Here is a 13,518-nt window from a genome sequence, read left to right on the forward strand (position 1 = left end):
AAGATCTTGGAAAAACATGACTGACCGGAAAACCGAATGTTCCGTCGCTCTGGCGGGCAAGCTGTATCGACCCTCAGTTCATTTCACGCCTCCCACGGGCTTCATGAACGATCCGAACGGACTCGTTTTCGATGGCACGCAATATCATCTTTATTACCAGCATAACCCTGACGCCGCGTATTCAGCCAATATCTGCTGGGGCCATGCCACAAGCACGGATCTGCTGAGCTGGAAAGATCAGCCAATCGCCGTGCCTGATACGGTTGACGGCCAAGCCTATACGGGTTGTGCCGTGCTCGATCGTGACAATCGGTCGGGCCTGTTCGCCAATGCCCATGGCACCAACATCGCAGCGCTCTACACGCGCTCCCTGTCGACGCGACAGAGCCAGTATCTCGCAATCAGTGACAATAACGGCCAGAGCTTTGAGGAATATGCGGGTAATCCCGTTCTCGACATCGGCAGTCCAAATTTTCGCGACCCCCAGGTGATCTTTCACGAGCCCACGCAGAAATGGGTGATGGTCATTGCCGAGGTCGATCATCATCGCATCGGCTTCTATGCCTCGAATGATCTGATCCACTGGACGCATCTCAGCCATTTTGGCCCTGCGGGACTGCCGACCGTCAATTATGAATGTCCCAACCTCATCCAGGTGAGGGACGAGACCGGCGCCATGCGCTGGGTGCTGTTTGTCTCGATCAATCCGGGCAGCCCGATGGGGGGCAGTGTCACGCAGTACTTTATCGGTGATTTCGATGGTGCGGTGTTTACACCCTGCGATGCGATCCTCCGCCTGACCGATTTCGCCAAGGATGCCTATGCCCTGCAGGTGTGGAGCGACATGCCGGATTCCGAGGCGGTCAATATCGCCTGGATGGGGAACTGGCAGTACTGTCAGGAACTCCCGACGCAGGATTGGCGTGGCGCGATGTCATTGCCGCGCAGCATGACCATCATACAGGACACCAACGGCTATCCGCGCCTTGTGCAGAAACCACGCGGCGTGGAAAAACTTCGTCTTCCGCTTCTGAGCGAGGCGAACCGTTATCTTGCCGTGTCAACGCGTCGGGAAATTCCTCTCCCGGTGGGCAAGGCCATCGAGATTGTCATTCGCCTGACTGCCGATGAATATCGCCAGACTGAACCGGGTCAGAATGGCCCTGTGATCAATCGCTTCGAACTGGCTTTCGCCAATGAAGACGGCGAAAAGCTGTCGATTGGTTATGACGTGCCATCAACGCAGATCTGGCTGGATCGCAGCAAGCTGCGCGGGTTCGATCATCCGTTCTTCACGGGGCGTTTCGCCGCGCCAGTCAATACGGCCTATTACCCCGATGCCCGCAGTGTTGACCTGCATCTGTTTCTCGATGGCTGCGCCTTTGAACTCTACGCCAATGAGTATCTGGAAACGGCGACGGCGCTCGTTTACCCGGCCAGACCGCTTGACCGCCTGCGTCTTGTAACCGAGGGGACAGGGTTCACGATCGAGACGCTCGAGATTCACACACTCGACAAGACGATGTGCCGAGCGACGCTCTGAAGTCCCGCAGGGGGTAGTCTTGCCACCCCCTGCTTCCACAGAACGCCCCTGAGCGGTCAGTAAGCTGCCTTCTCCTCCTCCGTCAGGGGGAGGGGAACAGCCCGTTTCTCCCGAGCCGACTGGGCTGCTGCCTCGATCACCGCCATGACGGCGAGCGCTTCGACTGGCCTGATCGGGTTTGCGCCCTCGCCTGACAGGGCCTTTGCAAGGCGGCGATATAATTCGCGCTGGTCACCCGCCAGGGCGTCGGTTTCATGAAAGCTCGTTTCATCGGTATGGATCTGCAGGCGATCCGGGTCCTGTCCCCAGTCTTTCTCGCCCGGCGTCATCCCCGCACGAAGCTGCCCTTCCTGTGGGTCGCCAAGTGTCTTGATCAGGGTGCCGCCCGTCCCATGCACACGAAAGCGGACGGCCCCGCCGGCCGCCAGTGAACCCGTATGGAGGATGACCCGCGTCGGGCCATATTCCAGAATGATATGAGCCCAGTCATCACTGAGTGCGCCGTCACGCTGGAGGGCAATGGAGGCCTGAACCTGCTCGGGCAGACCGAAAATCTGAAGTGCCTGGTCAACAAGATGCGGACCGATATCGAACAGGACACCCGCACCAGCGCCTTTCCCCTCGCGCCAGCGATCCCTCACTTGAGGGCGGTACCGATCGATGGTCGATTCAAAATGACGGACCTGCCCAATGACACCCTGCGCCAATGCGGCACGGATTGTCAGGAAATCACTGTCCCACCGGCGGTTGTGAAAGACGCAGAGTTCGCGCCCATGATGTTCTGCCGTTGCGATGATCTGACGCGCCTCATCGAGCGACAGGGCGAAGGGCTTTTCCAGCAGGACGTGTTTGCCCGCAGCCAAGGCAGCACAGGCAAGCGGGAAATGCGTGTCATTGGGGGTGGCGATCACCACCAGATCAATCGCCGGATCGGCAAAAGCGGCCTGCGGATCATCATAGACGCGGCAATCAGGGTGGTCCGTCCGGACCTCATCGGCCCGGCTCGACACGATGCCATGCAGGTTCCATTCGGGCAGGGAGTCGATGAAAGGCGCATGGAAAACACGGCTCACGTAACCATATCCGACCAGTGCCGCCTGCGTGATGCGTGCTGCCATGAGAATTTCCTCCCGTTAGGTGTTCGATCTGTTTTCCGGTTCCGGCATACGGCGAAGCGTCCGAAGTCTCGATAGGCCGCCGATTGTCTCGGTGAGTTTATCGCCATGGCACGACGCGAGTTGTCCCGTCGTGCCGATTTGAACTCTGTCTCCAGCCAGATTATGATGACCTCAGCAGCGACGACGTTCCTGCCTCCATGCGAGCTTCAAGACCGGGACGGCCCGGCGAAACCCGTTTCAGGAGGTCCGTCATGGCGTGGATCGCGCTCTTTCTTGCTGGTATGTGCGAAATTTTCTGGGCTGCGGCCATGAAGCAGTCCGAGGGCTTCACGCGTCTCTGGCCAAGCCTTGCTGCAATCATTGGCATGGTGGTGAGTGTCGGGCTCCTCGGCTGGGCGATGAAGAGCCTGCCTTTGGGTACTGCCTATATGATCTGGACCGGTATTGGTGCGATCGGGGCATTCATCATCGGGATCATGCTTTTCGGAGAGGCTGGCAGTCCTCTGCGCTGCGTTGCGGCCCTTCTCATTCTCGCTGGCCTGCTTCTGATGAAATGGGCCACGTAAGAAGCGGCTCCTGACGCCTTAGCCTTTTGACCGGGTCGTGAGTAGCGAAGGGTGGTGCTGGTCAGGGTTAATCGCGTTCCACCCGTGCAAGCTCGCAAAGATCGTTCAGGTCATCGCGCATCCCGTCCCCTGATGGACTGCGAGCAAACGTGGGGCGGTTACATTCCCTTTCGCTTCGTTCCTCGTCCGGTATGAAGCACCCTGCCATAGAATGAGCAGGACAATCGCCAGACGGATCACGCCCTTTCATGATACTCCGGATCACGACATCCGCATTGCTTGTGCTCGTTTCAGCCGGGTCGGTTTCTGCGGCGCTTGCGCAGAGCAATACGGTCTATAACGGGCAGGTCTATACGGCCTCGCCCGGTTATGGCTCCACCTCATCCGCCGGGCCGGAGGACGGGCAGGAACAGCGTTGCAAACGTCCCCCGCCCCCACCACGGGACGGAAGGGGACCTCCGGGGGGAGATGACGGACATCCGCCTCCGCCGCCGGATGATGATCGTGGGCCGCCACCAGGAGACGGGCAGCGCTGGCACCATCCCCCGCATGGATGTCCGCCCCCGCCGCCCCCTCCCGATGGGGAAGGATATGGGCGATGATCCCGCCTATCCTGTGTGACGTGCTGATCGCCCCTGAAGACAACGGCGCGAGGAGGCATGCCGGGGGGCGATCTCGTGATGGCGAGCAGGCGCCCGGACGCTCCATAGCGTTGGCATATAAAGCCCGGACACTTGGTTTCTGCCTTGTTCTAAGCCTTACCGGGTGTGCATCGCATACGCAGCCAGACATGGATGACAGCGAGGGTGCTGATGATCAGGCGCAACGGAGCGATGGCGCGCATGGATCACATGGAGGGGGATCCCATATGGGTGGTCTATGGACTGAAATGACCCGCACGGCCCTGCAGACCGGCATGGGTTTCATCCATCACTGAACGCTTCATGTGCAGCAGCATTTTCAGGGGGCAGGCCGAGCCTCTTCCGAACTTGCCACTGTCACACGACATGGCGCGGGGCGTCGGGGCTGTCCTGCGCCTGGGGGCAGGCGAGCGAATCGCTGTCGTAACAATCTTCGCCGTTGCGTGATCGGACGTCCGGATTTTTTGTCCCTATAGTCGGATTTCAGACCTACTTAGAAAGAGAATTCCGATGCAGCTCGCTACCGCCCTGGACTATATCGACCGTGCCTTGCAGATTGCCCGCGAGCGCGGCGTGAAGGTTGCGGTTGCCGTCGTGGATGCCGGTGGCCATCTGGTGGCTTTCAAGAAGGATGACGGGACGCAGCTGGGAAGCATCGAACTCGCCCTGTCCAAGGCACGTACCTCAGCCCTTTTCCTGCGTCCGACCGAGGATATGGAAAAGGCCCTGCATGCGGGCAAGACCATGATTGCTGCTCTGCCCAATGTTCTGCCTGCAGGCGGCGGTGCACCCATCATGGTCAATGGAGCGGTCATCGGGGCGCTGGGACTGAGCGGCGGGGAGGGTGAGACCGATGCCCGTCTGGCCGAGGTGACAATCAAGGCCTTCGGCATAAGCTGAGTTGGTCTTCTGCGGCCCCCAGCCAGCGCGTCGCATCGTTGGGGGCTGGCCTGTAGGGGCACTCTGCCTCGGCTGAAAAGCGCGTAGAGAACATGGCGCGCTACAGGGCCGTTGAAGCTGATGTAATTTTCAGAGAAATGGCGGACCCGAAAGGATTCGAACCTTCGACCTTCGCCTTCGGAGGGCGACGCTCTATCCAGCTGAGCTACGGGTCCCGCTGGCTCGCTTCATAACCAGATTTTCCAGAGCACGCCAGTCCCAATTTTCGGGTGTCGATCAGACGTGTGATCGCTGTTTTACGAGCAGGCGCTCTCTCAACACCTCTTGCGTTGGGCGTCTTGCAGGGCAAGACTCAGGGAGCAAAATGGCCCGGATCACCCGCCATCCATGCTGCCGCGGCGGCATCGCCACCAGAGGGGAGAGGCTGGTCCGGGTGCAAAATCCATGAAGCGATGTCGCCCGTCGCATTGCGCCCATTGCGGTCGCGCAGCAGCAGATGGTGCCCCCCGGGAATGAGGTCCTTGCGCACGCTCGCAGGCAGGTGGTGCCAAAACGAGGCCATGGGCGGGGCCGGGATCATCTGGTCATGATCGCCGTACAGGACGAGCATGGGAAGTTGGACATTACGTGCCTGGCCCTGGCCATCGGCCATCAGTTCGACCAGCCCGTGCAATGTGTCCAGACGATATTCATGCAGGGTGAGAGGATCGAAATAGAGTCGGCGAAGGGCAGCAATGTTGTTGGTGGCGATATGCTCCCCCGGCACATGCGCGCCGGTAAAGACCCAGTCCGGGGCGATTGCGTCGAGCCCTTGCAGAACAAGGCGTGAGAAGGGGTCGAAGCGCCATATGGCGGGAGAGACGAGAATGACGCCGCTCAACCCCGCGCCTTCGCGGGCTGCCTGCGGATCGGCCGCCAGAATGGTCGCAACCGCGCCCCCCATGCTCTCCCCCATGATGAAAAGCGGCAGGGTCGGGTTGCGGGCATGGATGAAGCGGGCCTCTTCGCGCGCATCCTGAACCAGCCTTGCGGTGCTGCTCCAGCGGCCGCGACTGGCTGTTTCGCCAAAGCCGCGGGCATCGGGCGCTATGGTTTCGATGCCTGAGGCGGCGAGCTGTGGTGCAGAGAACTCCCAGGCGTCGCGACTGTCACCAAAGCCGTGAAGCGCCAGAATGATGGCACGCATCGGCGCTTTGGCAGGCCATACACGCAGCGGCGCAACGGCACCGTCAGACAGGGTGATATGCATTGAGGCAGGAACAAGCGCGGCTTCCTGCCCGCGTAGTTGCGGAGCACGGCGGGGTGGGGCGGGGGTGCACCCCGACAGGATCAGGCCGCAGATCACAACAGGAACGAGGCGCGCGAGCCATGCCCGTGGCGAAACGGGCGCGCCCTTGCCTCTCTCGGGGCGGGCATCGATCGCCCTTGTCCTGCGACGGTAGTTTGAATGTGGGCGGAACTCTCGTATCATCGGGAGAGTATTGCGTCCTCGGGGCGCGCTGGCCAGTAGGGGCGCAAATCCGCCCCGCCGGGACGCCGTACGATGGTGTACCCGCAGTAGGAGATGCGCAGCTTGTCTTTCTCGATCATACAGGTTGCCGCATGAGCGCCGGGAAACATCTGGTTCTGGTTGATGGTTCGGGCTTCATTTTCCGTGCCTTTCATGCGCTGCCGCCCATGAGCAGCCCCGAAGGGGTGCCGGTCAATGCGGTGTATGGCTTTACCAATATGCTGCAACGTCTGTTGCGCGATCATGTCGGCACGCATCTGGCCGTTGTTTTCGATGCCGGGCGCCAGACCTTTCGCAACGACATCTACCCCCAGTACAAGGCGCATCGTCCCGAAGCGCCAGAAGATCTGCGCCCGCAATTCCCGCTCATTCGCGATGCGACGCGGGCCTTCAATGCGCCCATGATCGAGCTGGCCGGGTTCGAGGCGGATGACATCATCGCGTCCTACGCCGAAATCATCGAGCGAGAGGGCGGTCAGTGCACGATCGTCTCGTCAGACAAGGATCTGATGCAGCTTGTAAGCGATCGCGTGGCCCTGCTCGATCCGATCAAGCAAAAGCCGATCAAACTGGCCGAGGTCGAGGCCAAGTTTGGCGTACCACCCGAGCGCGTGATTGATGTGCAGGCCCTGATGGGTGATCCGACCGATAACGTGCCGGGTGTGCCGGGGATCGGGCCCAAGGGCGCAGCTCAGCTGGTGCAGGAATTCGGCACGCTGGAGGCGATCCTTGCGGCCGCTCCCGACATGAAGAAGTCCAAACGGCAGCAATCGCTGATCGACCATGCCGAGGCTGCCCGGATCTCGCTACGGCTGGTGACGCTGGCACGCGATGTACCCTTGCCTGAACCCGTCGAGGCCCTTGGCTGCCGTGAGCCCGACGCGCCCGTCCTGCGTGATTTTCTGGAAAAGATGGGGTTCCACTCGGTCATCCAGCGCATGGGGCTGGGGGCGCTGGCGGGCAAACGCGGCGCCGGCAAGGTTGAGCCGACGACTGATGAAACTACCGAGGAGACGACCAGGGGCGACAAGCCCTTTGGCCCGTATGAAACCATCCAGTCCATCGACACACTCAAGGACTGGATTGCCCGCGCACAGCGCCGTGGGTATTTCGCCTTCGATACCGAGACGGATTCGCTCAATGCCCGTCAGGCGACGCTGATTGGCCTGTCATTGGCCGTGGCACCGGGCGAGGCGGCCTATGTGCCGCTGCGTCATGAGGGCACGCTGGAGCACCCCGCGGGCGGCCAGCTGGATGTGGCAGAGGTGCTCGAAACCCTGCGCCCGCTTCTGGCGGATGAGTCGGTGCTGAAGATTTTCCAGAACGCCAAATACGACCTGCTCGTGCTCTCTCACGCGGGTATCGATAATGTGGCACCGATTGACGACACGATGCTCATTTCCTACGCCCAGTCGGCGGGTGAGCATGGTCAGGGCATGGATGAACTGTCGCGCCTGCATCTGGGCCATGAGCCAATTTCCTATGATTCCGTTACGGGAACAGGGCGCAGCAGGGTGCCTTTCGCGCAGGTCCCTATAGCCCGCGCAACGGAGTATGCGGCCGAGGATGCCGATGTGACGCTGCGTCTGTGGCTCGCTCTCAAGCCTGCCCTGCGCGAGCGTCATGCGCTGGCGCTCTATGAGGAGATGGAACGCCCTCTGGTTGCCATCCTCAGGGATATGGAGCAGGCGGGGGTCAAGCTCGATGCAGCGGAACTGCGCCGCATGTCGGCCGATTTCGGCTCGCGCATGGCGGAGATGGAAATCGAGATCCATGCTCTGGCGGGGCGCAGTTTCAACCTGGGGTCGCCCAAGCAGCTTGGCGAAATCCTGTTCGATGAAATGAACCTGCCCGGTGGGAAACGCACCAAGGCTGGCGCGTGGGGCACGGATTCATCGGTGTTGCAGGAACTGGCCGATGCCGGGCACGAACTCCCCTCGCGTATTCTGGCGTGGCGTCAGCTCGCCAAGCTGAAATCGACCTATGCGGATGCTCTGGTACAGCAGATGGATGCGCGCACCCATCGCGTACACACCTCGTTCCAGATGGCCATCACCACCACAGGCCGCCTGTCATCCAACGATCCCAACCTGCAGAATATACCCATCCGCACCGAGGAAGGCGGGCGCATCCGCCGTGCCTTCATTGCCGAAGAGGGTTATGTGCTGGTTTCGGCGGATTATTCCCAGATCGAACTGCGCCTTCTGGCCGAGGTGGCCGATATCGGCCCATTGAAGGAAGCCTTCACGCTGGGGCAGGATATCCATGCCCGCACGGCTGCCGAGGTGTTCAATCTGCCGCTCGAGAATATGGACCCGCTGACGCGTCGGCGGGCCAAGGCCATCAATTTCGGCATCATCTACGGGATTTCGGCTTTCGGTCTGGCGCGTCAGCTTGGCATAGCTGCGGGTGAGGCGCGTCGTTATATCGATGCGTATTTTGCCCGCTATCCAGGTATTCGCGATTACATGGATCGTACCAAAGATGATGCCAAGCGTGATGGTTACGTCACCACGCCGCTGGGGCGTCGGTGCTACGTGCCGGGAATTGGCGAAAAGAACGGGGCCAGACGCGCTTATGCCGAGCGTCAGGCGATCAACGCCCCCCTGCAGGGAGGAGCTGCCGATATCATCAAGCGCGCCATGGTGCGTCTGGGGCGGCGCTTGCCACAAAGCGGGCTGGACGCCAGAATGTTGCTTCAGGTGCATGACGAACTGCTGTTCGAGGTCCGGGCTGACCAAGCCGAGGCTCTGGCAGAATTCGTTCGTATCGAGATGGAGCAGGCCGCGACACTGAGTGTGCCGCTGGTTGTCGAGACAGGTATTGGCAAGAACTGGGCGGAAGCACATTAAGCAATGAACAAGAACCGTACACCCCGCAAGACCTGGACCGCTCCGCGTCTTTCCATTGTCGTCCTCATTCTCGCTCTGGCGCTCAGCTGGAGCGCGTATCGCCTTTCCGAGAAATACGGCAGCACGGTTTCGACCCAGGGTAACGAGATTGGCGGGAGTTATCGTTTGGTCGCACTGGGCGAGGGCAATGTCACCGAGGGTGATTTCAAGGGGAACTGGGTACTGGTCTGGTTCTTCGACACGCATTGTCCCAAGGGACTCTGTGGTCCGGTGCTGAAAACCATGAGCGATACCAAGCTGGCTCTTGCGCGCGAGGGGGTGAAGGTTGCCCCGCTGGCCATCACGCTCGACCCGCTTCATGATGAATCAGACGACCTCAAGAAATATGCCCTGCCTCTGGGCGATCACGTCGTGCCGCTTACGGGCTCACCCAGCATGATCGACCGGGTGGCGAAGGAATTTCACGCACCCAACGAGATGGTCCATGCCGAAGATGGTACAGCCTATCATCTCCCGGCCCCGCGCATTGTGATCATGGACCCGCAAGGGCGTTATGCCGGCACGGTCGATTCAACAGCAGGGACCGAGGCGCTGGTGACACGCATCCATCAGCTTGCTCATCGCGGCTGAAGAGTAGCGCAGCGTGAGAGGGCGTTACGGTCTCATCCTTGCCGGGCTGGGCGCTGTTCTTCTGGCGCCCTCCCTTCACGGCCAGGGAGCACAGGCGGCGCCCCCCGGGGCAGAGGAAGCATCGCCCGCGATGTCAGATGGCATCACGCGAGGCAGTCCTCATCGCGGTGGTGGGTTGCGCCTGACCGCCGATGCGCCGGGCGGTACACTGGACCCGCAAATCAATTACACCAGCGAATATATCCAGCTTTTCGTGAACATGTATGACGGGCTCGTGACCTATCGTCAGGCTGATGGGACACGCGGGCTCGAGGTCGTGCCGGATCTGGCGGAGGCGCTGCCCGAGGTGAGCGCGGATGGTCTGGTGTGGGCGTTTCGTCTGCGTGAGGGGATACGCTTTTCCAATGGCGCGCCGGTAACGGTCGAGGATGTAGCGGCATCGCTGCGCCGCATCTACAAGGTGGGTAGCCCCACCGCCTTGTCCTTCTATGGCAATATTACCGGAGCCAAGGCCTGCCTTGCCGATCCCGCCCATTGCCGCCTCGAGGGGGTGACGACCGATCCGGCGACGCGACGTATTACCATCCGGCTCGATGCCCCTGACGGCGAATTTCTTCAGAAGCTCGCTTTTCCTCATGCTGTGATCCTGCCCAGGGATACCCCGGCGACGGAATCGGCGCTGACGCCCCTGCCGGGCACAGGGCCGTATCGGATCACGCATTATGATCCGTCGCGCCGGATGGAGATCGGGCGTAATCCCTATTTTCGGGTCTGGAATCCGGCCGCGCAGAGCGAAGGCTATGTTGATCGGATCGATTATGATTTCGGCCTGTCGGATGAGGCCGAGGTGACCGCCATCGAGCAGGGGCAGTATGACTCGATGCTCGATGCCAAGCCGCAGGACCGGCTGGGTGAGCTGGGCAGCCGGTTTACCGATCAGGTGCATCTGCAGCCGCTTCTTGGCCTATATTATCTGGCCCTGAATGTGCATGAGCCGCCTTTTGACTCGCTTGCCGTTAGGCAGGCCATCAATCATGCGATCGACCGCCATGCGATGACCATTCTCTACGGCGGTTCGGCCATTGCCGAGCCGCTCTGCCAGATTGTGCCGCATGGTATTGCCGGGGCCGATATTCCATGCCGGTTCGGGCGGCTATCCGAGGCTGGGCAATGGCGGGGGCCCGATATCGATCGCGCCCGGGCACTTATCCGCCAGAGTGGCCATGCGGGGCAAAGCGTGACGCTTGTCGTGCCTAATCAGGCTGTTGGTCTGGCGATGGGGGTCTATCTGCGGAACATGCTGCAATCCCTAGGATTTCAGGCCAGTGTGCGCCCCATGACACCCGCCACGGCGGAAGGCTATGCCCGCAATTCAGACAATCACGTGCAGATCAGCCTAGCTTACTGGTATGCGGATTACCCGTCACCTTCGACTTTTCTCGATTCCTTGCTGGGGTGCGACAACGCACGCCCTCACTCTGACAGCGCAACAAATGCGAGCGGGTTTTGTCATCCCGGGCTTCAGACGCTCATGACGCAGGCCGAGCACAGCCTCGATGCAGGACAGGCTCGCGCATTGTGGGAACAGGCAGGCACATTGGCAATGGAGCAGAGCGCCGTCATACCGCTTATTCAGATGCGCTATGTGGATTTCGTCTCGAAACGTCTGGGGAATTATCACTACTCATTGCTCAACCACATGCTGATTTCGCAGGTCTGGGTGCAATAGACTCGCGCATCCCGCACTCCGGTTCCTCAAAGGGCGTGGTCGTTCAAGCACCGTCTGAAGAGAGCGCTCAGATGCTGTCATGCTCTCGTCCAAACGATCGCTGCTTTCATGGAGTGGCGCTTAGCCAGCCACGCAACCGCTTGTCGAGCGGCTGTGAAAAACCGAGGCTGATCACGCGGCCAAGGCCGAATACAGCAAGCAGGGCCGGGGGGTAGATCAGCCATGCCCAGCCGGTATCGAGACCTGATAACCGGGTGAGCCCGACGACAGGCATGACGATGAACATATGGCTGAGATAGATTTCATAGCTGTCTTGTCCCCAGCGACGCAGCCAGAGTGTATGTCGCCCCGTGTATGCGGCCCCCCATCCCCGGGCGAAAGCCCAGACACACAGGCCTATGGCCGTATTGAAAAACAATGGTGTCGCGAGCCCGAAAAGGGACCAGCACCAGCCCCCCTGCAAAAGATAAAGCGCCATACTGGCAAGGCCTGCTGAACCGGCCATCGTGACAGCCAGTCGATAACGCCGATGCAGAGCCAGCCTTGCGACCAGAGCCGCGAACACGCCCGTGGCGATGGCGCTCATACCGGGGCCATAGGCCTTTTCCTGCCATATCTCAGTGGCATCACGCAGTTGCCACTCGAAATACGGCGCGGCGAGCGCGAGGAGTGCTGCACAGATCAGCAGGGTTGTGCTCGAACGACCGAGGCTCAGGCAGATCAGCGGGAAGGCAAGGTAGAAAACTTCCTCGACCGAGAGTGACCAGAGCACATCCCAATAAGCCGGCAGATATCCTGTGCGGCCCTCATAGACATTCAGATGCATGAAAAGGGCGGAAAAGGCTGCCCCACCGAGGCTTTGTCCCGGATGGTCCGGCACGAAGCTTGGCACATGCAGCGCACCAAGTGTGCAGCAGATGGCGATGAGGGCAAGAAGGCAGGGCAGGATACGTGCAGCACGTCGGCCCGAGAAGGCACGCCAGTCGAGCGCGGCAGGACGGCCGTAGCGTCTGATCATGTGATCCGTGATCAGGAAGCCGGAAATGACGAAGAACATCGTCACCCCCTTGATGCCGCCCCAGTTTAGCATCCTCAGCACGCGATAAGGCATGACGCTCGCAAGACCGGTTTCCGTAAGGGGAAAGCGCAGCGCCAGATGATGAATGACCACCAGCAGAATGGCTATCCCGCGCAGGCAATCGATCCCTGCATTGCGACGCGGGTTGATCCCGTCCTGCGCTTCTTGGGCGGCGCAAGAGAGAGGCATGGCGGAAGGGGACAGGGGACGCGGAGGCGCGCTCATGATGTGGCAAAGCTCCGCAGGGATGATGACGCTGGGACCTGACATCCCATCATGGCACCATGATGGCTGATGCGACGCGAGCCCGGCCCATCCTCGTCGCGTCAGCAAATTCTCTGGCGCGGCGACAAAGGAGAACTGTTATCTATAACTTCAACATAACGCGAGATATGGGACTCATAACGTTATTTTCGCTATCGTGAAGATGTCGTCGTGTTGTCACGGCGTCATGGAGAACACGATGATGCAGCATACGATCATGGCGGTATTCGATACCGCCCGTCATGCCCAGATCGCTGTTGATGACCTTCTGGTTTGTGACATTCCATCAGAGACAATCCACCAATATCCCCTACATGCAGGCGATGCCCCTGCGGAGGCCATGCGAACGGGCAACGAGCTTCATCGTCCACCGGGCGTGTGGACGTGGCTGATCAATGATCATCCATCCCCGGCTTCAGACAAGGCGCATCAGGTGGCGCTCTATCATGAGAGCCGCGCGCGGAACGAGCCTGTGCTGGTTGCCGTCGCGTCATCTACGCTGAACGAAGCCAAGATCAAAAAAATCCTCAATGACCATGCCCCGCTGGATGTAAAGGGCTCGGAAGAAGGACAACATCATGAGACCACGTCGCTTACGCAGGAAAGCCAAATGGACCCGTCGTTCCTTGAGCCCACGGCCCCTGTCGAAATGACAGAATACCACTAGGGCCTCAAAGCCCTCCCGGT

The 13,518-nt window shown here is 60.4% G+C and carries 11 protein-coding genes and 1 tRNA gene; 8 read left to right on the plus strand and 4 right to left on the minus strand.

The genetic code is table 11. From position 1 onward, the window contains the following. The first annotated feature begins 16 nt into the window (after nucleotides 1-16). Nucleotides 17-1,543, plus strand: coding sequence for a glycoside hydrolase family 32 protein (locus tag P5689_RS11845; protein ID WP_285533301.1), 1,527 nt, complete (start codon nucleotides 17-19; stop codon nucleotides 1,541-1,543). A 56-nt stretch (nucleotides 1,544-1,599) separates the two neighbouring features. Here the strand turns inward: P5689_RS11845 and P5689_RS11850 are convergent, their stop codons facing one another. Beyond that, complete coding sequence (locus P5689_RS11850) at nucleotides 1,600-2,661, minus strand: oxidoreductase (protein WP_285533302.1); 1,062 nt, start codon at nucleotides 2,659-2,661, stop codon at nucleotides 1,600-1,602. Nucleotides 2,662-2,912: 251 nt separating this feature from the next. Here P5689_RS11850 and P5689_RS11855 point away from each other — a divergent pair, with 251 nt between their 5' ends. From P5689_RS11855 to P5689_RS11865, 3 genes are all read left to right on the plus strand, one after another. After that, on the plus strand, nucleotides 2,913-3,227 hold the full coding sequence (locus P5689_RS11855) for a multidrug efflux SMR transporter (RefSeq protein WP_285533303.1): 315 nt from the start codon (nucleotides 2,913-2,915) through the stop codon (nucleotides 3,225-3,227). Nucleotides 3,228-3,695: 468 nt separating this feature from the next. After that, the gene (locus tag P5689_RS11860) at nucleotides 3,696-3,848 is read left to right on the plus strand and encodes a hypothetical protein (protein ID WP_285533304.1); all 153 of its coding nucleotides are present in this window, start codon (nucleotides 3,696-3,698) and stop codon (nucleotides 3,846-3,848) included. Between the two features lie 530 nt (nucleotides 3,849-4,378). Then, the gene (locus tag P5689_RS11865) at nucleotides 4,379-4,768 is read left to right on the plus strand and encodes a heme-binding protein (protein WP_023978688.1); all 390 of its coding nucleotides are present in this window, start codon (nucleotides 4,379-4,381) and stop codon (nucleotides 4,766-4,768) included. Nucleotides 4,769-4,906: 138 nt separating this feature from the next. Here the strand turns inward: P5689_RS11865 and P5689_RS11870 are convergent. Continuing rightward, a tRNA-Arg gene (locus P5689_RS11870) sits at nucleotides 4,907-4,983 on the minus strand. A gap of 137 nt (nucleotides 4,984-5,120) precedes the next feature. Then, nucleotides 5,121-6,239, minus strand: a complete 1,119-nt coding sequence (locus P5689_RS11875) for an alpha/beta fold hydrolase (RefSeq protein WP_285533306.1) — start codon at nucleotides 6,237-6,239, stop codon at nucleotides 5,121-5,123. Between the two features lie 131 nt (nucleotides 6,240-6,370). Here P5689_RS11875 and polA point away from each other — a divergent pair, with 131 nt between their 5' ends. The 3 genes from polA to P5689_RS11890 are packed head-to-tail and all read left to right on the plus strand — an operon-like array spanning nucleotide 6,371 to nucleotide 11,489. After that, nucleotides 6,371-9,130 (plus strand): DNA polymerase I, encoded by a 2,760-nt coding sequence (polA, locus tag P5689_RS11880; protein ID WP_285533307.1) that lies wholly within the window; start codon nucleotides 6,371-6,373, stop codon nucleotides 9,128-9,130. 3 nt (nucleotides 9,131-9,133) lie between these two features. After that, nucleotides 9,134-9,760, plus strand: a complete 627-nt coding sequence (locus P5689_RS11885) for an SCO family protein (protein WP_122049253.1) — start codon at nucleotides 9,134-9,136, stop codon at nucleotides 9,758-9,760. Nucleotides 9,761-9,773: 13 nt separating this feature from the next. Next, complete coding sequence (locus tag P5689_RS11890; RefSeq protein ID WP_285533308.1) at nucleotides 9,774-11,489, plus strand: ABC transporter substrate-binding protein; 1,716 nt, start codon at nucleotides 9,774-9,776, stop codon at nucleotides 11,487-11,489. Nucleotides 11,490-11,595: 106 nt separating this feature from the next. Here the strand turns inward: P5689_RS11890 and P5689_RS11895 are convergent, their stop codons facing one another. Continuing rightward, nucleotides 11,596-12,792 carry an acyltransferase gene (locus tag P5689_RS11895; protein WP_285533309.1) on the minus strand — a complete coding sequence of 399 codons (1,197 nt, stop codon included), beginning with the start codon at nucleotides 12,790-12,792 and terminating at the stop codon, nucleotides 11,596-11,598. Between the two features lie 238 nt (nucleotides 12,793-13,030). Here P5689_RS11895 and P5689_RS11900 point away from each other — a divergent pair, with 238 nt between their 5' ends. Then, nucleotides 13,031-13,498 carry a hypothetical protein gene (locus P5689_RS11900; protein ID WP_285533310.1) on the plus strand — a complete coding sequence of 156 codons (468 nt, stop codon included), beginning with the start codon at nucleotides 13,031-13,033 and terminating at the stop codon, nucleotides 13,496-13,498. The last annotated feature ends 20 nt before the right edge of the window (nucleotides 13,499-13,518 follow it).

Source organism: Asaia sp. HumB (assembly GCF_030263835.1).
In the GTDB taxonomy this organism is placed as follows: domain Bacteria; phylum Pseudomonadota; class Alphaproteobacteria; order Acetobacterales; family Acetobacteraceae; genus Asaia; species Asaia bogorensis.

What these genes read in the sequence shown, in the direction of transcription:
- P5689_RS11845 (WP_285533301.1), top strand. Translation starts at nt 17, where the DNA reads ATGACTGACCGGAAAACCGAATGTTCCGTCGCTCTGGCGGGCAAGCTG.
- P5689_RS11850 (WP_285533302.1), bottom strand. Translation starts at nt 2,661, where the DNA reads ATGGCAGCACGCATCACGCAGGCGGCACTGGTCGGATATGGTTACGTG.
- P5689_RS11855 (WP_285533303.1), top strand. Translation starts at nt 2,913, where the DNA reads ATGGCGTGGATCGCGCTCTTTCTTGCTGGTATGTGCGAAATTTTCTGG.
- P5689_RS11860 (WP_285533304.1), top strand. Translation starts at nt 3,696, where the DNA reads ATGACGGACATCCGCCTCCGCCGCCGGATGATGATCGTGGGCCGCCAC.
- P5689_RS11865 (WP_023978688.1), top strand. Translation starts at nt 4,379, where the DNA reads ATGCAGCTCGCTACCGCCCTGGACTATATCGACCGTGCCTTGCAGATT.
- P5689_RS11875 (WP_285533306.1), bottom strand. Translation starts at nt 6,239, where the DNA reads ATGATACGAGAGTTCCGCCCACATTCAAACTACCGTCGCAGGACAAGG.
- polA (WP_285533307.1), top strand. Translation starts at nt 6,371, where the DNA reads ATGAGCGCCGGGAAACATCTGGTTCTGGTTGATGGTTCGGGCTTCATT.
- P5689_RS11885 (WP_122049253.1), top strand. Translation starts at nt 9,134, where the DNA reads ATGAACAAGAACCGTACACCCCGCAAGACCTGGACCGCTCCGCGTCTT.
- P5689_RS11895 (WP_285533309.1), bottom strand. Translation starts at nt 12,792, where the DNA reads ATGAGCGCGCCTCCGCGTCCCCTGTCCCCTTCCGCCATGCCTCTCTCT.
- P5689_RS11900 (WP_285533310.1), top strand. Translation starts at nt 13,031, where the DNA reads ATGATGCAGCATACGATCATGGCGGTATTCGATACCGCCCGTCATGCC.